The organism is Bifidobacterium apicola, from assembly GCF_042846865.1.
Lineage (GTDB): Bacteria > Actinomycetota > Actinomycetes > Actinomycetales > Bifidobacteriaceae > Bombiscardovia > Bombiscardovia apicola.
Map to the genome: position 1 here is coordinate 1,528,162 of NZ_BAAFQQ010000001.1, position 21,127 is coordinate 1,549,288.

Below are 21,127 nucleotides of genomic sequence, written 5' to 3' on the forward strand. Positions count from 1 at the left end.
CGTCAATCTCGATCCGAACCCTTGCAGTGGCCTAGAGTCGAAGGTGAAGGGGTGCAGGCCAAGGTTACAGGGTTGGGAGAGCATCATGCAGCAGACAAATCAAGCATCATCAGATTCCCTCGCCACGGGGTCGATCGCTGCGGGTGCGGACAGGCAAGGAGGATCAAGCACGGTTCCAGGGCCAGGGCCCTCACCCTCGTGGAGCGCCCGGGTGCGTCGCGGGGTGGACCTGCAATCCCTCTACGCCATAGTGTATCTGGTGGTGGCCAACCTGATCGCAGGGGTTCTGAATCTGCCCTCAGTGGCTGCAGCCCTGGGCATTGCCCGTCAACCGGGGTTGGCTGATTTGTTGGGCGATCTGGTCATGTTGGTCTTTCTTTTCGGCACTCGTGGCCAGGATCTGCTTGGCCGCGGCTCCAACCCTGTACAGTACAAGGCTCAGACCAATCCCGGTCCAGCTGTGCTGATCGGTGCCATCCTGCTGATCATGCTGGCCGGCAGTGTCGAGACCGGCTTTACCTGGGTGGTCAACCAGGGATCCCAGGCCATGGGGCTGGTCTACCATTCCACCACTTCCCAGATCGCAGCGGGCCAGCACGGGTTCCTGTCGCCCCTTGATACGGCTGTTCTGGTTCCCATCGTCGAAGAGCTCCTGCTGCGTGGCGTGGTCATGGGCCGACTGAGGCCCTACGGACGGACCTTCGCCATCGTCACCTCCTCCTTTATCTTCGCCTGCCTGCACGGCGACATCACCCAGAGTCTGTTCACCTTCCTGTTGGGCCTGGTTCTGGGTGTCGTGGCCATGGAATACTCCATCCTCTGGTCCATGGCTCTGCATATCTTCAACAACCTGGTTCTGGCTGATGCCATGATGTGGCTGACCCACAAAGTGCCTGCCCGCACCGGCATGATGATCAACCAGGGAATGGCCCTTTTGGGTCTTGTCGGGGGGCTGGCAGTCCTCTGGCTGATTCGGGGACGGCTGGCAGAGCGTCTGCGCGCCAATCGTTCACGCTCCGGCACCTATCGGGGCTGGCTCTCCCTTGGGCTGGCCGTCCTGGTGGTCCTGGCCGTGGTCAATGCGGCCCAGCGCTTCTCCTTGGCTTGACGCAAGTACAGCTGTCCACATCCTCCACCAGGCGAACCCTCGATGACCGATTCCCGCTATGCTGGATGCAGGGATGCAGATACATCCGCATGAAAGGAAACAAGGACAGACCGTATGACATCAGTACTGACACCACTGGATCAGACCCGTTTGGAGGGCCTGCGCACCGCTTTCGATGGTCGAGAGGCCAACCGCGTCGCCATGAACGCCGTCACTCAGGTAGGCATCGACGAAGTGGCCCACAACTATAATCGCTCCCGCCTGCTCCAGCACCGATTTTCGGTCAGCATCGATAACGGCACGGTCACCTCGCAGGCTCATTCCGGCCGCTGCTGGCTCTTCAGCTCGCTGAACGTGGCCCGGTTCGTGGCCCGCAAGGCTCTGAACATTGATGGTGAAAGCACTGCCAACCCCATGGGCGACTTCGAGCTGTCCCAGAACTATGCCATGTACTATGACAAGCTCGAGCGCGTCAACTACTTCCTGCGCGACGTGGCTGCCCTAGTGCGTGCCGGCGAGCCTGTCGACTCCCAGCTCATGCGTTTCCTGATGGGCGATGTCATGGGCGATGGCGGCCAGTGGATCATGGCCATGAACATCTACAAGAAGTACGGCGCGGTGCCCAAGCAGTTCTATCCCGAGACCGCCTCCTCCCAGAACACCAGCCAGATGAACGATCAGCTGCGTCGTCTGCTCCACCAGGCCACAGCTCACATGGTGGCCAACCCGGACGGCATCGACGAGACCATCGATCAGACCCTGGAGGCTGGTCACCGTATTCTGACCATTCATCTGGGCACCCCGCCCACCAGCTTCGACTGGGAGTGGACCGACAAGGACGGCGTCTTCCACCGGGATGGGCGGATCACCCCGCAGGAGTTCTGGAATCGCTACGTGGATGCCGGACTTGAGGACTATGTCTGCTTGGTCGATGATCCTCGTCCCGAGCATCCCAAGGGTCGCAAGATCGGCATCGAGCACCTGGGCAACGTGGCAGGCGGCGATCCCACCGAGTACCTGAACGTTCCTGTGGAGGTCATGAAGGACTGCGCCCGTCGTCTGATGAGCGAGCAGGGTCTGCCGGTCTGGTTCGGTGCCGACTGCCACCCCATGATGGACCGCAAGGCCGGTCAGTGGGCCACCGACCTGTTCGAGTATGGACGGGTCTACGGTGTGGACTTCGACATGAATAAGGAGCAGCGGGTGCGCTTCGGCGACTCGGCCCAGAACCACGCCATGGCATTCGTGGGCGTGGATGTTGCCGATGACGGCCGCACCACCAACCGCTGGCGGGTGGAGAACTCCTGGGGCGGTGACATCGCCAACAAGGGCTACTTCACCATGAGCGACGACTGGTTCAGCCAGTATGTCTATGAGGTAGCCGTGCCCAAGTCCATGCTGTCCGACGAGTACCGTAAGGCCTTCGACCAAGAGGCCATCATGCTGCCCGCCTGGGACCCCATGGGTGCTTTGGCCTGAGCAGCCGTACCCATTTATTTATCTATTTATCTGTTCGTTCCCGTGGTCTATAAGGGTCGCGGGAACGGACCGTCTGCATTGGCCCGGATGTGGGCGATCATGAGGAATTCGGGCGTGATTGTCGAAGTACGACAGAGAGGAGAGCGACCGTGGCATTCGTCAAGGAACCGGATATCATCCCGGAAGGGGAGCGGCAGTATTTTGCCGATACGGCCGTCTTTCCCGAAACAGTGGACGTCAACATCCGTCAGCTGGATCCCATTCCAGCCCCCAGGGTCTTTCTGCGCTCGTGCCCCTTGGACCAAGAGCGGATGGGGCTTGTTCGTGACTCCCGCCAGGCGATCCGGGAAGTTCTGCATGGACGCGATGACCGGCTTCTGGTCATCACCGGCCCCTGCTCCATCCATGATCCAAAGGCTGCACTGGAGTACGCTCGTCGTCTGTCGGCTGTCAATGAGCGGTTGAAGGATCGGCTGCTGATTGTCATGCGGGTCTACTTTGAGAAGCCCAGGACCACGGTCGGCTGGAAGGGGCTGATCAACGACCCTGATCTGGACGGATCATTCAACATTCGCAAGGGGATTCGTCTGGCCCGCCAGGTGCTCTGGCAGGTCCTGGGCCAAGGGATTCCGGCGGCCACGGAATGGCTGGATCCCATCACCCCCCAGTATCTTTCTGATGCGGTCAGCTGGGGGGCCATTGGCGCTCGGAACACGGAGAGCCAGGTCCATAGGGAGCTGGCCAGCGGCATGTCCATGCCCATGGGCTTCAAGAACTCGACAGAGGGCAGCGTAGAGGCTGCGGTCGATTCCTGCCTGGCCGCAGCATCTGAGCATCACTTCCTGTCCATCAACTTGGACGGCCATGTCATCGCTGCCGAGACCAGGGGCAATCCAGACTGCCACCTGATTCTGCGTGGTTCCAGTCATGGCCCCAATTACGATCCCGAATCCGTCCGGTCAGCTCTGGAGACCATGCATCAGGCGCCGCTGGGCCCTGGTGCATGCCGGGGTCTGATTGTTGATGCCGCCCACGGCAACTGTGGCAAGGACCCCGTACGTGAAGCCCAGGTGGTCGAGGAGTTGGCAGAACGTCTCGCCAATGGCGAGCAGGGCCTGTCAGGCATCATGATGGAGAGCTTTCTTGAGGGTGGCCACCAGAAACCGGCTCCGCTGGACCAGCTGGTCTTCGGCAGATCCGTCACGGATGCCTGCATTTCCTGGGACAGGACCGAGGAACTGCTGCAGATCCTGGCCGATGCTGTCCAAGCTCGTCGGGAGGTCCGGTCCTGATGGGCGGACAAGGAGAAGGCATGGGTCGGATGAAGGATGAACTGCAGCAGCCTCTGCCCCGACCCAGCAAGGCCTATGAGGTTGAACTCGTGCACAAGGCGCTGGCGGCCGGAGTCAATCCTTTGCAGACTGGGAACCTGCCCAGGTGGGAGGACGAGGTAGGCATAGGTCGGATCGTCAATAGGCGGGTCTTTGAGCTTGACCGCTTGCCTTCGCCCGCGCAGATGCTGACCCGATACCCCTTGGATGGATCGGCCAAGGATCTGGTCATCCGCTCCCGGCAGGAGATTGTGGACTGCCTGCATGGCCGGGACGACCGGCTTCTGGTCATTGTGGGCCCCTGCTCCATCCACGACCCGGAGGCAGCACTGGACTATGCCCGTCGTCTGTCGGCTGTCAATGAGCGGTTGAAGGATCGGTTGCTGATCGTCATGCGGGTCTACTTCGAGAAGCCCAGGACCACGGTCGGCTGGAAGGGGCTGATCAATGATCCCGACCTGGACGGCAGTCATAACATCCAGAAGGGCCTGGTCCTGGCACGGCGCATCCTGATTGGCGTTCTGGAAACCGGGCTTCCGGCGGCCACGGAATTTCTGGAGCCTACATCGCCCCAGTACATTTCCGATGCGGTCAGCTGGGGAGCTATCGGCGCTCGGAACACGGAGAGCCAGGTCCACAGGGAGCTGGCCAGCGGCATGTCCATGCCCATCGGCTTCAAGAACGCCACGGATGGCAGCGTGGATGTTTCCATCGATTCCTGCTATGCGGCATCTCAGCGCCACACCTTCTTCGGAATAGACCACGAGGGCCAGGCTGCGGCTGTGGCGACCATGGGCAACCCCGACTGCCATCTGGTCCTTCGCGGCTCCAAGTCCGGACCCAACTATGACCAGGATTCAGTGCGAGCGGCTCTGGCAGTGCTGCGCCAGCGCATGTCCCCGGACAGCGCGGCTGCCCACGGACTGGTTATTGATGCCTCCCATGGCAATTCAGGCAAGGACGAGAGCCGTCAGATCCAGGTCGTTCGCGAACTTGCCCAGCGAATAGGCGACGGCGAGGAAGGCGTCACCGGTCTGATGATGGAAAGCTTCATACGTGGAGGCAATCAGAAACCAGCCCCGCTGGACCAGCTGGTCTATGGGTGTTCGATCACCGATCGCTGTATCTCCTGGCCCGACACTCAGGAGCTGCTGGAGGAGCTGGCAGCGGCAGTGGACCGTCGCCGGGGCTCGGCTTGTTGATGCAAAGCCTGCAGTAGGCTGGTCGGGCCGCAGTTGCGGATGAAATCATGGATAAGGAGTCGTGCATGAGCGAAGCAGATGATCCTCTGGAGGCCGAAAATCAGCGGCCTATTGCTGTCATCGGGGCTATGGAAGAAGAGGTGGCCCTGATCGGCCGAGGCCTGGAGCAGGCGGATCAGGATCCCCATGCTGGCGATGCCGGACTGAAGGTCATATACGGCACCCTTGATGGAGCACATGGTCCTGTTCGGTTAGCTGCCACCGTAGGCGGCATGGGCACTGTCAACATCGCAGCCACCACGCAGTATCTGATCGATGCCTTCCACCCCAGGGCTGTCATCTTCTCCGGCATTGCAGGAAATTTGAACAAGGACCTGCACATCAACGATGTGGTTCTTGGCGGCACCCTGCGCTATCTGGATACCGACATGCGATTGGTTGCCCAGTCGGCTCCCGGCACCAAGGAGTTTCACTCGGACCCCCGCCTGCTGGATCTGGCAGGCCGGACCTTGGACTCCATGGGGATCAAGCACATCGTTGGCACTATTGCGACAGGCAACTACTTTGTGGACAGCAAGGAAAAGATCGCCCAGGTCAGGGAGCAGACCGGAGCCGACGCGGTCGAGATGGAAGGGGCGGCAGTCTGCCATGTGGCAGCGCGCAATAAGGTCCCGGCCCTGGTCATCCGCGCTCTGAGCGATAATGCCGATACCGACTACGAGGTCTTCCGGGAGTTCGACATTTCCGAATATGCCGATACTGCCGCCAAGCTGGTGCTGGGCATCGTACGCGAGCTTTAAGAGCTGACCGGTACCTGGACCGGCCAGGTGTCTGTTGTTCCATGCATGCAGCCGACGTCGCCTACTTGTCAGCTACGTCGGCAACTGATCCCCTGTCAATGAGCGCTGGCTCTATGTAGAGGTGCTCGATGCGCTGGTCCGGGTCCTGTATCCGCCGCACCTGGAGGCGCAGGGCTGCGGTCGCCAGGTCCTGGGCCGAGGATCGCAGGACGGTCAGGCGTTTGGTGTAGCCGTCGATGGTGATCATGGATAGATCGTTGGGAATGCGACAGCCCCGTCTTTCTAAGGCCTGGACCAGAGCGATGGACAGGTAGTCAGGATGTACCAGGACGGCCGTGGTGTGCGTTTCCAGAATCGTTTGGACGATCTGCTCCACATCCTCGGCTGCATATGGCTGCTTGTCCTTGAGCAGGAAGGTCTGTTCAAGCCCGCCTCCATCTTTCATCATCAGCTGCCAACCCAGCTCGATATCGCCTGCGGTGGGGGTCCTGCCCAGAGCCAGTCCCACCCGATGGTGGCCATGCTGGAGGAAGTGCTGCAGTCCTCGGCGAACTCCGGCTGGGTGGTCGGTATGAACCGAGTCGAAGAATCCGGGCAGCCATTGGGGCGGATGGCGCTCCATAATGGTTACGGGCAGTTGGCACTCGGTTAGCCACTGCCAGGTTTCCGGTGCCACATCCGGTTCGGTGCTGGGGGCCATGATCAGCCCAAGCATCTGTGGATCAGCAGCCAGATCATCCAGGATGTCTATTTCAGGAAAGGTCTCATAAGAGGTTTCCTCGGCCACGATCTCAAGGCCGAATTTTTCGGCTGCCATGCGTCTGATGGCATCGGTTACTGAGGGCCAGATAAAGCTGGGCTCAGGCAGAGCTATCCCGATCCTGCTTCTACGGACGACGGCTGCCCTGTCCTTGCTGGAGGCTTTATCTATGGCGGACAGGCCAACACTGGTTTTGCCGTCGGTGCTTCCGCTGCTGGCTCGATCTGGATTGCTTTTTCTTTTTGTTTTCTTTTTCGTAGCGATATTCGTTCTCACTGATGACTTTGGTATTCCTGCCGAGGCCAGGTCGGCGTTATAGGGGGAAGAGACTGTGAACGATTCGGCAGATTGACCTTGGGAATCCAAGGATTTGACGGCCAGGGCACCCCCGTGCACTCGTCTGACGAGACCGGCTCTGGCCAGATTGTTCAAATCCCTTCGGACGGTTATTTCAGTGGTGCCCATCATTTGAGCCAGATAGGGCACTCTGACTACGCTCTCTGTAAGCAGTGCGTTGAGGATCAGCTCACGTCTCTGAGCCGGGAGCCATCCTGCCGCCGGGGGGTTTGGGAAGGACCCGTCAGCCGGTTTCTGTCTTTTGCTCTCAGCCCCTGACGCTCTTTGATTCATGCTCCAGCCTCGATGCTTGACTATGATGCTGATGAGGGCAGTCGCGACGGCCAACACCCCTAGCTTTCCTAGCTTTCCTAGCTTTCTTAGTGTATACCAGAGGTATGGCCTAAGAGTGACGGAAACAGACTGCAACAAACTCTTCAGGTCATTTTCCGACCAATTAGTCTAGATTTCGTTCGCTCGGAATCATCATGAGCAGGTAAGCCAGCAAGGGTTTATCTGGGACTGTGATGGATCTGGAGCGAGAGAAGGGCCGGCCTTGTCCGGCCTCTTCCGCGGCATTGTCGCCGAAGGAAAGGGATGACCATGAACGTGAAAACAGTAATCAAGGCTCTGGCGGTGACTGCTGCGGGCGCCATGCTGCTGGCTGGATGCGGCAGTGGCGGCTCAGGCGAGCAGGCCTCCTCAGGCAGCGACGGATTCGACAGCAAGACCAAAACCACCATCACCTTCGCAGGATGGTCGTTGGATATGACCCCTGAGTTCAAGACTCTGGCTAACGCCTTCCATAAAGCCCACCCCAACGTGACCGTCAACGTCAAGCAGTACTCCGCTGATGACTATGACAAGCAGCTGACGGCAGACATCTCCTCAGGCGCCCAGCCGGATGTCTTCCCCATCAAGAACATGCTCAAGTACGTCACCTATTCAGACTCGCAAGGACTGGCGGATATCTCCGACATCGCCAAGGGCTACCAGGGCAACAAGCACATTGATCTGAACGGCTATGAGCACAATGGCAAGTACTTCGCCCTGCCCTACCGCAGTGATACCTGGGTCCTCTTCTATAACAAGGACATGTTCAAGAAGGCCGGGGTTGAAGAGCCGAACGCCAAGTGGACCTGGGACGATTACACCAAGGCCGCCAAGGAACTCAAGGAGAAGCTGCCGGCAGCAGGTTACGATGCCAACAGCGTCTACCCCATGTACATGCACAACTGGCAGTCCGTGGTGCAGTCCTTCGCTCTGGCACAGTGTGGCAAGTCGGCAGACAGCACCTTCCTCAAGGCCGACTTCTCCTACATGGAGCCCTTCTACAAGAGGGCCTTGGAGTGGCAGAAAGACAAGTATACGATCGACTGGAACACCTCATTCACCAACAAGGTTCAGTATCAAGCCCAGTTCGGCACTCAAAAGGCCGCTATGATGCCCATGGGCACTTGGTACGCCGCTACCCTTGTCAGCCAGCAGCAGTCGGGTGAAGCCGAGAAATTCAGCTGGGGCATGGCTCCGGCTCCCCAGAACCCCGACAAGAAGCTGCCCAAGACCCCGATTACCTTCGGCAGCCCCACCAGCCTGGCAGTCTCTTCCAAGGCCACCGGCCAGAAACTGGCCGCTGCCAAGGAGTTCGTGAAGTGGGCCACTGGCCAAGGAGGCGCTCTTGAGTTGGCCAAGCTCTCCACCACCCCCGCCTACATCGACGACAAGGTGACCGAGACCTTCTTCTCTCCTGAGGGCATGGCTGCCGACCAGGCCTCCAAAGATGCATGGAGCAAGCACGACATGAAGATGGAAGCCCCCGTAGCCACGGCCACGGACACCATCAATTCCATCCTCAAGGACACCCACTCCTCGATCATGACTGGTGCCAAGTCTCCGTCCGATGGGCTCAAGGAAGCAACCCAGAACGTCAAGGACCAGGGCGTGCTGGACGAATAGTTCCTGGTGACAGATAGGGAGGCTTCAGGATGCATGCGTGTCCTGGAGCCTCCCGCTGAGCCAGATGGAGTAAATGTGGCAGGGGAATTCCTCAAACCCATGACACGTTATGGCAGCAAAGAGAGGCACAGATGTCAGAAGAAATCGGTGTGATCGGCGACCAAAAGGCGGTTGCTGATCATAAAACGGGGTCTCATGGGCCCGGCGGCGGGCGGCGAGCCCGGAGGACTAGGCAGGGCAAGTTCAATGCCAAGGCGATTTCACGAAGGAACCTGCGCAATGGTTTGATATTCATTTCGCCGAATTTCATAGGTTTTATCTGTCTGACCCTCCTGCCCACCCTGACGCTCTTTTATATAGCTTTTACCAAGTGGTCGGCCTTCGGCAACCCCGTCTTCAATGGCGTGAAGAACTGGATCAGGCTATCCCACGACAAAATTTTCATGACTTCGGTGTGGAACACCATCTACTACTCGATAGTCCACATTCCACTGACACTGGTCCTGGCCTTCGCGCTGGCAGTCCTGCTCAATTCCAAGCTGCGCGGCCGCGCCTTCTTCAGGACGGTGGCCTTCTTCCCCTACATCACTTCAATAGTGGCTGCGGCCCAGGTTTGGGGCATGCTCTTCGACCCCAAATCCGGACCTATAAACTCTTTCCTGCGGCTTTTCATCAGCAATCCCCCCGGGTGGCTGGGCTCGACGGCTTGGGCCATGCCTGCAGTCATCGTCGTGGGTACTTGGCGCGAGGTTGGCTACTATATGATCCTGCTCCTGGCAGGTCTGCAGACCATCCCCTCCGAGCTCTATGAGGCTGCTGAGCTTGATGGCACAAACGGATGGCAGCGCTTCTGGCATGTGACCGTCCCCATGATGCGACCTACGCTCTTCTTCGTCATGGTCACCCTGACCATCGGATCCTTCAAGATCCTTGATCTGACACTGGTTATGACCGACGGCGGACCCGGCACCAGCACTCTGGTTCTGGCGCAGTACATCTACCGTGTGGCCTTCGAACGTGGTGATTTCGGCTACGCTTCGACCGTCTCCCTGGTTCTCCTGGCCATCTGCATGGTGGTCACGCTGGTCCAGTTCTGGTACAACAACCTGAAGGAGGACTGAGATCATGTCCACCAACACAGTCTCTGCATCCGTTTCCTCACCTGCCGGTGAGCAGATTCCTTGGAACAAGAAGCCGGTCTCGCCGGGCAAGATGGTTGGCACCGTCATCGGTTATCTGGCCATGATCCTTGTTTCGGCTTTCGTGCTCCTCCCCTTCTTCTGGATGTTCCTTTCCTCCCTCAAACCCAACAATGAGGTTTACGCCATCCCCATCAAGTGGTTCCCATCGGTCTGGCACTGGGAGAACTACGTAGCCATCTGGACCAAGTCCGATATGACTACTTGGTTGCTTAACACCATCTTCTTTGCGGTGATTGTGACCCTCCTGCAGGTCTTTACCGGATCCTTCGCGGCTTATGGCTTCTCGAAGATCCCCTTCAGGGGGCGCACCACTCTTTTCCTGATCTACATCGCCACCATGGCCGTGCCCTGGCAGGCCTACATGATCCCGCAGTTCAAGCTGGTCTCGGCTGTCGGCCTCTCTGATACGCGATGGTCCATCATCCTTCTGCAAGCCTTCGGAGCCTTTGGTGTGTTCATGATGAAACAGTTCTACGACACCATACCTGAGGATCTGTCAGAGGCGGGCCGATTGGACGGTCTCAGTGAGTTCGGCATCTACTGGCGCATCATGTTGCCTCTGTCGGGACCATCCCTGGCAGCCTTGGCCATCATCACTTTCACTAATACGTGGAACGACTACATGGGACCGCTGATCTACTTGCGTTCCCAGAAGCTCTACACGATCCAGCTGGGCCTCAAGCTCTTTATCTCCCAGTACAATGCTGATTTTGCGATGATCATGACCGGCTCGGTACTTTCGGTCCTGCCTATCCTGGTCGTCTTCCTCATCGGTCAGAAGCAGTTCATCGCTGGCATTGCAACATCTGGCATGAAAGGCTGAGTATTGGCTGGAAGCGATGGCGACCAGGGGCGTCCCGCCAAGGGCTACGCCATGCGGGCCCTCCTGGGGATCACCAACTCCATTGCTGTGGTGCTGGGGGCTGGATGCTGCTCCCTGCTAGGGATGCTGCCTTTGGTTGCAGTACTGATTTTTCTGCGAGATCCGCAGTATTTCCCGACCTATCTGCTGGCAGCCGTGCTGTCCGCGCCTGGTCTGGCATCCCTCTTCGCCGTCTATCGCGATCATCCCGGGCTGTCTTCGACTACTGCCCAGGCCAGGCGGCAGGCTGTGGCTTCCATGATGGAGCGTGGACATCCTCTGCCGGATTGGATAGCGAAACCCTATGTGGACTCGGGGACGGTCTATGGATTCTTCCGCGCCTACTGGCGGGCCTACAAGGTTCTGGCCCTGAGATCATGGGCGGCTTGGCTGCCTCTGGGGCTCATCGCTTTCGCGCTGATTTATGATCTGCAGATCGCATCACAGCTCTCATGGGGTCAGATCTTGTTCCTCCCGATCGTGGTATGCCTGCTGCTCCTGTTGCAGGCCGGCCTGGTCGCCTTGGTGCTGCTGGTGGAATATCCTCGGGCGCGAATCCGCAAGGTGTTGGTCAATGGCCTCCTCCTGTCGGTGCGCCGTTGGTACATGCTGGTTCTGTCGCTGGCTGTCCTGGCTGGGTATGCTTGGGGGCTGATGCGCTCGCCCATCCTGGTGGCTCTTCTGGCCACAGGCCTGATCTGGTATCTGGTCTGGGCTGCTGTGCGTTGGCAGGCTGATCCCTTCTTCCGGCAGATGGCCCGTGAGAGCGGGGACCCAGGTGTTCAGGCCATGTATGGACTGCCTGAGGCTGACGGCAAGGGCTCCTCCTTTACTGCCCTAAAGGACTACCGGCAATAGCGGGTTATGAAGAAAAGTTGTATTTGCGAGCAGACTCAAAGGGGATTTGCTGGAATGGGCTGTGGGCCTTTGCAGGTGTTGATCGAGGACCGGGGCCGTCCTGTAGATATCGAGCCGGGGTCCAGGCCCACGGTCAGGTGGAGGCTGGATCCCCTGCCGTCCTGGGCGGATAAGGTCCGTTTCGCTCGGGTACGGGTTTTCCAACAGCCCAAGGGTGGGATGCTTGCAGACACCGGCATCCAGCCCGCGGACGAGCTCAATGGAAGCCGTCTGCCTGGACCTGATATGGATCCTTCGCGACGGTATTGGCTGACCGTTCTCCTGCTGGATGCGCAGGGCCATCGGCTGATAGGTTCTGAACCCATCACCTTTGGCACGGGGCCTGGTAAGGTCTGGCAAGCTCAAGCCATTTGGTCCGCAGAGGACGAAAGAAGCTCCTCAGGGTCCCGGGGCAATGCCCAAGGCTGGGCGCTGATGCGTGGTGTGGTCCGGCTGCCCCCGGGGCCGATCCTCTGGGCTAGTCTGTACGCGACCGCTGACAGCACTGTACCTGCGCGACAGTTTGTCTACCGATTATGGCTCAACGGGCGTTTTCTGGGCTGCGGACCGGTATTTCCCTTGGATGGAGAGGACCGCTACAGGGGTTACGAGGTTACCGGGCTCTTGCGCCCCGGGGCGGATAATGTTCTGGGCGTGGTGGCCTATGCCATGGAGGGACGACGCTTCCAGGCCCAGTTGGATGTGGGTCGGCCTGATGGCAGGGTGGAGCACTACGGTACGGACACCGAATGGAAGGCTATTAGCGGCGCTGGGGCCTTTCCCGACAGCGCCTCCATCGGAACAACCTACTATCAGGCTCCGGCTGAGGACATTGATCTGGCCCGGTATCCCTGGGGATTTTCCAGCCCGGGCTTTGACGACTCCGCATGGCCCAAAGTCCGGATTAGGCCCCCATTCTCCAAGTGTCTGGCGGCTCCTGCAGACGGTACCAGACTGACTCGGGTGGAAGTTCACCGGGTTCTGGAGGCTGCCCCTGGTCATCTTCTGCTGGACTTCGGCTCTGTGCGGATGGGCGGCATCGGACTGCGGGTGGAGCTGTCGCAACATCTGGACCTGACCGTCCGCTACGGGGAGGTCCTAGACGGCCAAGGCGGCGTTCGCTACCGCCTGGCCACCTCCAATGTCTATCAGGATCACTGGCGGCTGCAGGCTGGCAGCAACCGGGCGCAGACTTGGGGGATCCGGGTCTTTCGATATCTGGAGCTGGCATGGTCGGCGGAGGCTGACCACGAAGGGCTGCTGGCGAGCCTGTCCCACGGGGGGCTGTGGGCGGAGTGCCTTGAGGCCCCGGTTTATGACGACCACGCCAGGTTTCATTGCGACAGGCCCCTGCTGGAACGGGTCTGGCAGCTGGGACGGAACACCATCAGGGGGCTCAATGCCGACATCTACGTCGATTCGTGGACCAGGGAGCGGGCCCCCTATGAGGCTGATGCTTGGATTCAGCAGCGGGCTCATATGGTTCTGGATGATGCGCCTGCCCTGGGTCGTTATAGTGTGGATTATCTGATCGCCAACAGGACCTGGCCCACCGAGTGGCCCCTCTACAGCATCCTGGCTGTGCATGATGCCTGGATGCACACCGGAGATCTGACTCAGGCTGCGGCCCAATACGACCGGCTGATGGGATTGCTGCCAGACAGATACCTGGACCAGGACAGCGGGTTGGTCGTCAAGGACCCGGGCGCTTCCAGCCAGATGGATGGAGACCTGGTCGACTGGCCGCCCGTGGAACGTGACGGATATGTCTTCGGTCGTGTCAACACGGTCATTAATGCACTGTCCAGTGCCGCCTATGAGGCCATGGCTCGTCTGTCATGGGCCTTGGGCCATCGCAATAGAGCCGCCCATCTGCGAGAGGTGTCCAGGAAAATGCATGATGCCTTGGACGAGCGGCTCTACGATCCAGCGGTCGGCGCCTACCGGGATGGGCTGCTCAACGGTCCCGACGGCCCGGCCATCGATCACTGCGCCATGCATGCATCGGCCTTCGTGCTGGCTTTTGCGCCTCCCTCGGATCCTGCCCGTCTGGAGGCGGTCGGTGCCTATCTGCGTCACAAGGGGATGGCCTGCAGCGCCTATGCGGCCGCTGTGCTTCTGGATGGACTTTATCGATCAGGCCTAGGGGCTGATGCTCTGGCTCTGCTTTCGGCAGGGGAGGGCATGCGCACCTGGAAGCACATGCTGGATCAGGGCGCTGGAGGCACCATGGAGGCCTGGGACCCGTCGATCAAATCCAACACCACCTATTCGCACCCCTGGGGGGCTTCGCCTGTCTGGCTGATTTCCAGCGGGCTGATGGGGCTGCGGCCTTTGAAGCCCGGGTACCGTGAATTCGTTGCCGCTCCCCAGCCTGGAAGTCTGGACCGGGCGGAGCTGACCATGCCCGTGCCCACTGGGGATATCCACCTGTCGTACAGGCTCGAAGGAAGTGCAGATGCCAGGCCCGGGTTCGTTCTTCTGCCGGGCATCGATCTGGAGTTGGCGGTGCCTCAGGGCTGCCGGGGTTATCTGATCATCCCTCCTGTGCTCGGCGTCAGACCAGGAGGCCAGATCGAGGCCTTACTGGACGGGTCGCCGATCATGCTGAAGGCCTTGGATGCCGAGAGCCGGGTGGCCGGGATCCGTTGCAGAGCAGGATCCCTTCTTACGGATGCGCTGTCCTGTGGCCATCACCATCTGGTGGTGACGCGACTATAGACTTGACGGTCCTTGCTGATCTGTGTATTATAGGCGCTTGCATACCAAAGACCGTTGGTCGGGACCCTTGGGTCTCCTAAGTTCGGTTGTTCGAGCCAGCACAGGTTGAGTTTCAGATGGGTCCTTGTGACTCTTTCGCTCTGCCTGTTGTCGGCAGGGCTTTCTTTTTGCCTGCCAGGCTCGGCCGTCCGGTTCCCTCCATAGGTCTGTCTAGGAAGGAACGCCATGAAAAGGCCCGAAAAGGAAGAGGCTGTCGCTAGGCTGACGGACAAGTTCCGTGACGCCGATGCCATCATCCTCACCGAGTACCGCGGGCTCAGTGTTCCGCAGGTCGCCGATCTGCGAAACAAGCTAGGCCGCGATACTTCCTACAACGTGGCGAAGAACACGCTTGCCCGGATTGCGGCCAAAGAGGCCGGAGTCGAGGGTCTCGATGAGATGCTTGCCGGCCCCTGCGCCATCACCTTCGTCAAGGGTGATTACGTCAATGCCGCCAAGACGCTGCGTGATTTCGCCAAGGACAACCCGGCACTGATCGTCAAGGGTGGTTTCATCGATGGAGCCGTTGCTGATGCAGATGCCATGAAGAAGATCGCGGATCTGGAATCCCGCGATGTTCTGCTCTCCCGGATGGCCGGCGCGCTCAAGGGCACCATGTCCAAGGCCGCCAACCTGTTCGTCGCTGTGCCTACCAAGGCTGTGCGCACGTTCGACGCCCTGCGCGAGAAGCAGGAAAAGGCCGCCTGATTCCACGGCTTCGGCCCTGGATTCATACGGCAAATACAAGAAGATGTTCGGTGACCGGCCTACCAGTCAATGCCGGTTGCCACAAATGAAAGGAAGCCATTATGGCCAAGCTCTCCGCTGACGAGCTCATCGACGCGTTCAAGGAAATGACTCTGGTCGAGCTGTCCGACTTCGTCAAGAAGTTCGAGGACGAGTTCGACGTCGAGGCCTCCGCCCCCGTGGCCGTGGCCGCTGCCGCCCCCGGTGCCGCTGCTCCGGCTGAGGAGGAGAAGACCGAGTTCGACGTCGTCCTCTCCGCCGTCGGCGACAAGAAGATCCAGGTCATCAAGGCCGTCAAGGCCATCACCAACCTGGGTCTGGCTGATGCCAAGGCTCTGGTTGACGGTGCCCCCAAGGCCGTTCTGGAAGGTGCCAAGAAGGAAGATGCCGACAAGGCCAAGGCCCAGCTGGAAGAGGCCGGCGCCACTGTCGAGCTCAAGTAGTCATCGGCTCTTCTGAGCCTTTGCATATTGAAAAGCCCCATACCGTCAATGACGGTATGGGGCTTTTCTCCTATATGCCCCCTGCCCTGTCCCTACTTACCCTATCGGCCGTGCGCAGGGGTGATGGCGTTGCGCTGAGCCGATCTGCACCGATGTATATGGGCGCATCAGCTCTGCCGCAGTGACTGCAGTTTAGCTGCTCAGGAGCATAGGGATGACTGTCCAATCACGATGATCGAAGTTGATCGAAACAGTTTGTTCATGATTGGAATCACTGCTAAGCTAAGGCCCTGTCCTATCGACTGTGACGCCGATGCCCAGATATGACAACGAGAGAGCAATCATGACCATCACCTTCACCAACCAGTTCTGGACCGTGACCTCCGGAGATCTGACCGATCGACGCCGGCCCCTGCAAGCTCCTCCAATTGGGGAGAAGCCCAGGGATGCCAAGCCCATCATCATTGATCCCTGCCAGCGCCATCAGCCCTGGATCGGGGCCGGTGCCGCCATCACTGACGCTGCGGCTTCGCTGATCTGGGGCAGTCAAACCGCAGAGCAAAGGCATGCTCTTCTGGACGACATGTTCAATCCTGAAAAGGGCGGCTTTTCGGTCATCCGCATTCCGCTGGGATCCTGCGAGCCGTCCTCACAGCCCTACTACACCTACGATGACATTCCCTACGGCCAGCATGACAAGGATCTGACTAGATTCTCCTTGGGGGAGGGAGAGCCGGGCGCTCCGGACGCCACCAAGGACTATAAGTACATCATTCCCGTTGTCCAGGAAATTCTGTCCATCAATCCTGCAGTGAAGATCATCGCCTCGCCCTGGAGCGCCCCAGCCTGGATGAAGAACACCGGCCACCTGTGCATGGGCGGCCACCTGCGCTTCAACGAGTGGACCGGCAACGGCTATGATCCGCTTGAGGATTCCATAGAAGGCGTCTATGCCCGTTACTTCGCCCGCTACATCGACGAGATGGAAGCCATAGGCATTCCTATCTGGGCTGTCACGGTGCAGAACGAACCCTCCAACGCCGCCCCCTGGCCGGCCATGACCTGGACGCTGGCCCAGCAGGCCGACTTCGCCCACCGCTTCCTGAGGCCTGTGCTGGACCGTCGGCATCCCCAGGTGCGCATCTTCATCAACGACGACTCGGCACACTGCCTGACAGGACCGGTAGACAAGGATGTCACTGCCGAGCAGGCCCGTTCCATCAGCGGTCTGACCCTGCACACCTACGACAACGACTACCCGAATCTGGACTATGCCAACCGGGTCTATCCGCAGTGGATCTATGGCATGACCGAGCGTCGCTGCATGCTGGACCAGACCCCCGAGGACGCTGCCCACATCATGTCCGGGGTCATCGGCAACTGGCTGGTCCGCCATGGCTCTTCCTTTATCACCCTGTGGAACATGGCCCTGGACGAGCGTGGGCTGCCCAATCAGATCGGTGCCGACGGCAGACGCGGGGTGGTCACTATCGATCATGGCAGCGGCAAGGTGCGCAGGAACCTGGAGTATTTCATGCTCCGCAGCTTTGGCCAGGACGTGGAGCCCGGTTCGGTAGTGATCGACTCCAGCAACTACACCCCGGATGGCTGGAGCGGCTCTCTGGGCTCCGTGGCCTTCCTGGCGCCGGACGGATCCATTGCCACCCATATCTACAACCCCACGGGCGAGCCTGCCAAGGCGGCCGTCACCGTCAACGGCTGGGGGGACCGCTGGCAAACCGTGACCGTTCCCGCATGGGGGACCGTGACCATGCACGCGACGACCAGCGAGAGGATCAACGATTCGGCCGTGCCCGAGGATGAAAACTTCGCTTTGCACCTGCCCGAATACGACGTGGATGACAAGGCTCCCGGACAGGACTGAGAACCGAATTTGCGATGCCGGGAAAGAGCCCGGCGGAAGGAGACATACGAACATGAACGAGATCTGGACCGCAACGGCAGGGGATCTGTCCCAGCGGCGACAACCGATCGCGATCCCAGAGGCGACGAATGAGCCTGGCGCGGCCGTTCCCATCGTCATTGATCCAACCAGACGATACCAGTACTGGGAGGGGGCAGGCGCAGCTCTCACTGACTCCAGCGCCTACCTGTTCATGACGGCCATGGATGCCGACCAACGTCATCGGATCCTGACTGAGCTCTTCGATCCGGCTGAAGCAGGTCTGTCCACCTTGAGGATCTCCATGGGGTCCTGCGACTTCTCCAGCCAGCGCTACTACTCCTATGATGAGCTGCCCGAGGGCGTGATGTCGGATTCGGATATGACATACTTCTCCATTGGTCAGGGGGAGCCGGGCTCGCCCGAGGCCACCAAGGACATGAAGTACGTGGTTCCCGTCCTTCAGGAGATCATGGCCATCAACCCGGGCGTGCGGATTCTGGCTTCGCCCTGGAGTGCACCCGCCTGGATGAAGGACAGCGGTCAGCTAGAGGGTGCTGGGCGTCTACGGTTGGGGCAATACTGCGGCAACGGCTACCGTCCACTTGACACGGTCGATGCGGCCTATGCCCGCTATTTCGTCCGGTTTATCCAGGCCTATCAGGAGCTGGGCATTCCCATCGCGGCCGTCACCATGCAGAACGAACCCTCCAACAATCCCTCCTGGCCTATGACGACCTGGACCCCCGAAGAGCTGGTGCGCTGGGGGGTGGACTACCTGCGTCCGGCACTGGACCGCAGCTTCCCAGAGGTGGAGATCTTCTTCGGCGATGACGGTCTGAGGTTCTTCAGCCGCCCGGTCAGCGACTATATGACCCCTGCCGAGGCCCAGAGCTTCGCCGGTACGGCCATGCATACATATTCCGGCCTGCCCAAATGGGTCGTGAATGCCACCAGGCAGTTCCCCGGATGGCGATCAGTCATGAGTGAGCGGCGCTGCATGCTGGATGAGCAAGTGGACGAGGCCAGCCACGTCATGTTCGGGGAGATCGGCATCGGGCTGGTCCGTCAGGGCGTAGGCATGATCGATCTGTGGAACCTGGCCCTGGATGAGCAGGGTCTGCCCAGTTGGGCGCGAACCATGGGCCGGCGCGGAGTCATCACCGTTGATTCCCAAACTGGCGGGGTCAAGCGCAATCTGGAATACTTCATGCTCCGTAATTTCGGACAGGATGTGCCGGTCGGCGCTCGCAGGGTGGCCTCCACGAGCCATACCCGTGATGGCCGGACCGGCGGTCTGGGATCGGTCGCCTTTATCCGGGACGACGGCGAGCTCAGCGTCATCCTCTATAATCCGACCAAAGAACCCATCCGGGCGGCCCTGACCGTCAACGGCTGGGGTGCCAGCTGGCGACCAGTAAGCATCCCGGCTTTCGGGACGGTCTCCTGCCATATGTCAGACTCCGATCGCATCAACCGCAGCACGGTGCCCGAGGATGACCAATTCGTCGTCCATATGACTCCGCACCCAGCTGACGACCATTACGAGGGGGAGGTCGACCAGGCCTGATCCGGTGACGGCGGCCGCTGATCGCCTCTGACGGTTTTATCCGGGGCAGGAACGGCCGCCGTTTCATATCTATCACGTCGATGCCCAAGCTTCGCCTGCAGGGAGGGTTCACAGCGCTGACATATCCGCAAGCCTCTCATGTGTCCGTTATCAGTTAATTCGGCACGCAATCAACCCTATCTCTGGGTTTCATGACAGAATAGGCGGTAGTACCGAGTGAAGTCGGCTGCAGATTTGGGAGGTCGAAAACGTGAGTGACGATCGGCGACCGGGGCAGGTGTGGATAATCAAGTTCAATGGGGCGGAAGAGACCAGGCTCAAGCCCGGCGAGACCGTCGAGATTGGCCGTAAGCCTCTGCGCCCGCTGGCTGATGACGGTCGGCGTCGTCTGGAGGTGCCCGATAGGACCAAATCCATGTCCAAACGGCATGCCATTTTCGCCATAGATCAGGACGGTCTGGCTACCTTGCGTGATATGGGCTCCACCAACGGATCCTACCTGGTCCAGTCCGATGGTTCCTTGGTCAGGCTGCCTGTGGATGCCGCCTTCCCCCTGTCCGGCAGCTCAGCTCGCTTCCAGTTCGGCGATGTCCCTGCCGATTTCGTACGAATCAGCAATCCCGAAGAGGACCAGACCGATTCTTCGCTCCAGGTGCCTGACCTCTTTTCATACTCCACACAGCCCCGTGGCATGGTGGAGCCTGATGCCGCTGACATGTCCGTCGACGATATTCTGGATATGCGCGCGGGTGAGCCTACCGGCATTTTCAAGGCTAACGGTGTCCGCAACCGGGTCGCTGCTCTGCATGACATGGCCTTAGGGGCCGCCAAAGCAGACGGTTCGCCCCAGGAGGCCGGCAGAATTTCACAAGATCATTCAAAGGCTGCGCATGTCTGCCGCAATTCGCAGGGCAATCCGTCGTCGCCTTTGACTGATAGATCAGCGTCCGCAGATTCGCAAGGCTCACCAGTTCATCATTCCGGCAATCCCGATTCAGCCCAGCATGGTCAAACTGCCAGCAGACCTGTCGACACCGGCGTGGCAGAAGGTCAGGTATCGGACCGTCCCGGCGCTCACGCCGCCCAGCCGGATGGCCGGGAATTCGAAGACCGTGGTGGCGATAGGCGTGGAGGGGATTCCCAGGCCCAAGGCACTCATAGCGGACCCAGCCGACCTATGCCATCGCAGGAGCGCGAATCCGAGCAGGGTCTGCCCTTGGTCGGTACCCAAGAAGAGAACAGACAGCCGGTCGATCGCGACCTTTTTGCTGATGCTCGTCGTGCCCGTTCAGCCGGGCCCGCCGCTGAAGAAGACAGCCAGCGACAAGGCCGGAGGAGTGAAACGGACTTGGCCCAGGGGTTCACCCCGCTCGGAGCTGTGGAGCTGGCCCGCCTGTCCAAGAAGGGATCGGATCAGATCCGGCGTCCTGAGCCGGCGGATAAGCCGGATGACGATGAGCAGCGTTATCAGCCGGCCTTTGAGCCCGGATCCGTCTTCGAGCGGGTCTCCAAGGGCGACTATGACCATGGCCAGGAAACCATCGAGATAGACGGGATGAGCTCCGATGACGCCAAACGCACCGGGGACTTCGCTCTGCAGTTCGCCATGGCCAAGCATCGGCAGCTGCTGCCTTTCCTGGCTATGAACCCTGCTCTCTATGATGATCTTTACGCTTGGTTGGAGGCTCAGGGCGATCAGGACATCGACGCGGCCCTACGCAACAATGACGGGTACCACGAATATCTGAACGCGGTGCGGAAGTGAGTGAAC

The 21,127-nt window shown here is 59.9% G+C and carries 16 protein-coding genes and 1 pseudogene; 15 read left to right on the forward strand and 2 right to left on the reverse strand.

The annotated features are described in order from the left end of the window. Positions 1 to 85: 85 nt before the first annotated feature. From ACGG9J_RS06255 to mtnN, 5 genes are all read left to right on the forward strand, one after another. A complete protein-coding gene (locus ACGG9J_RS06255; RefSeq protein ID WP_390134588.1) occupies positions 86 to 1,108 on the forward strand; it encodes a CPBP family intramembrane glutamic endopeptidase in 1,023 nt (340 codons plus the stop codon). 114 nt (positions 1,109 to 1,222) lie between these two features. Further along, complete coding sequence (locus ACGG9J_RS06260) at positions 1,223 to 2,587, forward strand: C1 family peptidase (RefSeq protein ID WP_390134590.1); 1,365 nt, start codon at positions 1,223 to 1,225, stop codon at positions 2,585 to 2,587. 149 nt (positions 2,588 to 2,736) lie between these two features. Continuing rightward, a complete protein-coding gene (locus ACGG9J_RS06265; RefSeq protein ID WP_390134592.1) occupies positions 2,737 to 3,879 on the forward strand; it encodes a 3-deoxy-7-phosphoheptulonate synthase in 1,143 nt (380 codons plus the stop codon). Positions 3,880 to 3,908: 29 nt separating this feature from the next. Beyond that, the gene (locus ACGG9J_RS06270; RefSeq protein ID WP_390135333.1) at positions 3,909 to 5,120 is read left to right on the forward strand and encodes a 3-deoxy-7-phosphoheptulonate synthase; all 1,212 of its coding nucleotides are present in this window, start codon (positions 3,909 to 3,911) and stop codon (positions 5,118 to 5,120) included. Positions 5,121 to 5,185: 65 nt separating this feature from the next. Then, the gene (gene mtnN, locus ACGG9J_RS06275) at positions 5,186 to 5,920 is read left to right on the forward strand and encodes a 5'-methylthioadenosine/S-adenosylhomocysteine nucleosidase (RefSeq protein WP_390134594.1); all 735 of its coding nucleotides are present in this window, start codon (positions 5,186 to 5,188) and stop codon (positions 5,918 to 5,920) included. 61 nt (positions 5,921 to 5,981) lie between these two features. On the opposite strand, the gene ACGG9J_RS06280 is transcribed toward mtnN, so the two are convergent. Both ACGG9J_RS06280 and ACGG9J_RS06285 read right to left on the reverse strand, forming a co-directional pair. Next, positions 5,982 to 6,737, reverse strand: a complete 756-nt coding sequence (locus ACGG9J_RS06280; protein ID WP_390135334.1) for a substrate-binding domain-containing protein — start codon at positions 6,735 to 6,737, stop codon at positions 5,982 to 5,984. A 321-nt stretch (positions 6,738 to 7,058) separates the two neighbouring features. After that, a pseudogene (locus ACGG9J_RS06285) lies at positions 7,059 to 7,310 on the reverse strand (DeoR family transcriptional regulator); the annotation flags it as partial. Between the two features lie 309 nt (positions 7,311 to 7,619). On the opposite strand from ACGG9J_RS06285, the gene ACGG9J_RS06290 reads away from it, so the two are divergent. From ACGG9J_RS06290 to ACGG9J_RS06335, 10 genes are all read left to right on the forward strand, one after another. After that, positions 7,620 to 8,972 (forward strand): ABC transporter substrate-binding protein, encoded by a 1,353-nt coding sequence (locus ACGG9J_RS06290; RefSeq protein ID WP_390134596.1) that lies wholly within the window; start codon positions 7,620 to 7,622, stop codon positions 8,970 to 8,972. 131 nt (positions 8,973 to 9,103) lie between these two features. Continuing rightward, on the forward strand, positions 9,104 to 10,093 hold the full coding sequence (locus tag ACGG9J_RS06295; protein WP_390134598.1) for a carbohydrate ABC transporter permease: 990 nt from the start codon (positions 9,104 to 9,106) through the stop codon (positions 10,091 to 10,093). 4 nt (positions 10,094 to 10,097) lie between these two features. Continuing rightward, positions 10,098 to 10,997: a carbohydrate ABC transporter permease gene (locus ACGG9J_RS06300; protein WP_390134600.1), complete on the forward strand. Its 900-nt coding sequence runs from the start codon at positions 10,098 to 10,100 to the stop codon at positions 10,995 to 10,997. A gap of 3 nt (positions 10,998 to 11,000) precedes the next feature. Beyond that, the gene (locus ACGG9J_RS06305; RefSeq protein WP_390134602.1) at positions 11,001 to 11,894 is read left to right on the forward strand and encodes a YesL family protein; all 894 of its coding nucleotides are present in this window, start codon (positions 11,001 to 11,003) and stop codon (positions 11,892 to 11,894) included. 54 nt (positions 11,895 to 11,948) lie between these two features. Beyond that, the gene (locus ACGG9J_RS06310; RefSeq protein WP_390134604.1) at positions 11,949 to 14,654 is read left to right on the forward strand and encodes an alpha-L-rhamnosidase-related protein; all 2,706 of its coding nucleotides are present in this window, start codon (positions 11,949 to 11,951) and stop codon (positions 14,652 to 14,654) included. A gap of 225 nt (positions 14,655 to 14,879) precedes the next feature. After that, the gene (gene rplJ / locus ACGG9J_RS06315) at positions 14,880 to 15,401 is read left to right on the forward strand and encodes a 50S ribosomal protein L10 (protein WP_390134607.1); all 522 of its coding nucleotides are present in this window, start codon (positions 14,880 to 14,882) and stop codon (positions 15,399 to 15,401) included. A 101-nt stretch (positions 15,402 to 15,502) separates the two neighbouring features. Beyond that, positions 15,503 to 15,883 (forward strand): 50S ribosomal protein L7/L12, encoded by a 381-nt coding sequence (gene rplL, locus ACGG9J_RS06320; protein ID WP_110452615.1) that lies wholly within the window; start codon positions 15,503 to 15,505, stop codon positions 15,881 to 15,883. A 343-nt stretch (positions 15,884 to 16,226) separates the two neighbouring features. Then, positions 16,227 to 17,768, forward strand: coding sequence for a glycoside hydrolase family 30 protein (locus tag ACGG9J_RS06325; protein ID WP_390134610.1), 1,542 nt, complete (start codon positions 16,227 to 16,229; stop codon positions 17,766 to 17,768). Between the two features lie 52 nt (positions 17,769 to 17,820). Further along, positions 17,821 to 19,356, forward strand: coding sequence for a glycoside hydrolase family 30 protein (locus tag ACGG9J_RS06330; RefSeq protein WP_390134613.1), 1,536 nt, complete (start codon positions 17,821 to 17,823; stop codon positions 19,354 to 19,356). A gap of 250 nt (positions 19,357 to 19,606) precedes the next feature. Next, positions 19,607 to 21,121 (forward strand): variant leucine-rich repeat-containing protein, encoded by a 1,515-nt coding sequence (locus ACGG9J_RS06335; RefSeq protein WP_390134615.1) that lies wholly within the window; start codon positions 19,607 to 19,609, stop codon positions 21,119 to 21,121. Positions 21,122 to 21,127 lie beyond the last annotated feature (6 nt).

Excerpts from the sequence above, each read along its gene's own strand:
- ACGG9J_RS06325 (WP_390134610.1), top strand. The coding sequence starts at position 16,227 with ATGACCATCACCTTCACCAACCAGTTCTGGACCGTGACCTCCGGAGAT.
- ACGG9J_RS06280 (WP_390135334.1), bottom strand. The coding sequence starts at position 6,737 with ATGGCAGCCGAAAAATTCGGCCTTGAGATCGTGGCCGAGGAAACCTCT.
- ACGG9J_RS06260 (WP_390134590.1), top strand. The coding sequence starts at position 1,223 with ATGACATCAGTACTGACACCACTGGATCAGACCCGTTTGGAGGGCCTG.
- ACGG9J_RS06290 (WP_390134596.1), top strand. The coding sequence starts at position 7,620 with ATGAACGTGAAAACAGTAATCAAGGCTCTGGCGGTGACTGCTGCGGGC.
- ACGG9J_RS06270 (WP_390135333.1), top strand. The coding sequence starts at position 3,909 with ATGAAGGATGAACTGCAGCAGCCTCTGCCCCGACCCAGCAAGGCCTAT.
- rplL (WP_110452615.1), top strand. The coding sequence starts at position 15,503 with ATGGCCAAGCTCTCCGCTGACGAGCTCATCGACGCGTTCAAGGAAATG.
- rplJ (WP_390134607.1), top strand. The coding sequence starts at position 14,880 with ATGAAAAGGCCCGAAAAGGAAGAGGCTGTCGCTAGGCTGACGGACAAG.
- ACGG9J_RS06295 (WP_390134598.1), top strand. The coding sequence starts at position 9,104 with ATGTCAGAAGAAATCGGTGTGATCGGCGACCAAAAGGCGGTTGCTGAT.
- ACGG9J_RS06300 (WP_390134600.1), top strand. The coding sequence starts at position 10,098 with ATGTCCACCAACACAGTCTCTGCATCCGTTTCCTCACCTGCCGGTGAG.
- ACGG9J_RS06330 (WP_390134613.1), top strand. The coding sequence starts at position 17,821 with ATGAACGAGATCTGGACCGCAACGGCAGGGGATCTGTCCCAGCGGCGA.
- mtnN (WP_390134594.1), top strand. The coding sequence starts at position 5,186 with ATGAGCGAAGCAGATGATCCTCTGGAGGCCGAAAATCAGCGGCCTATT.
- ACGG9J_RS06310 (WP_390134604.1), top strand. The coding sequence starts at position 11,949 with ATGGGCTGTGGGCCTTTGCAGGTGTTGATCGAGGACCGGGGCCGTCCT.
- ACGG9J_RS06255 (WP_390134588.1), top strand. The coding sequence starts at position 86 with ATGCAGCAGACAAATCAAGCATCATCAGATTCCCTCGCCACGGGGTCG.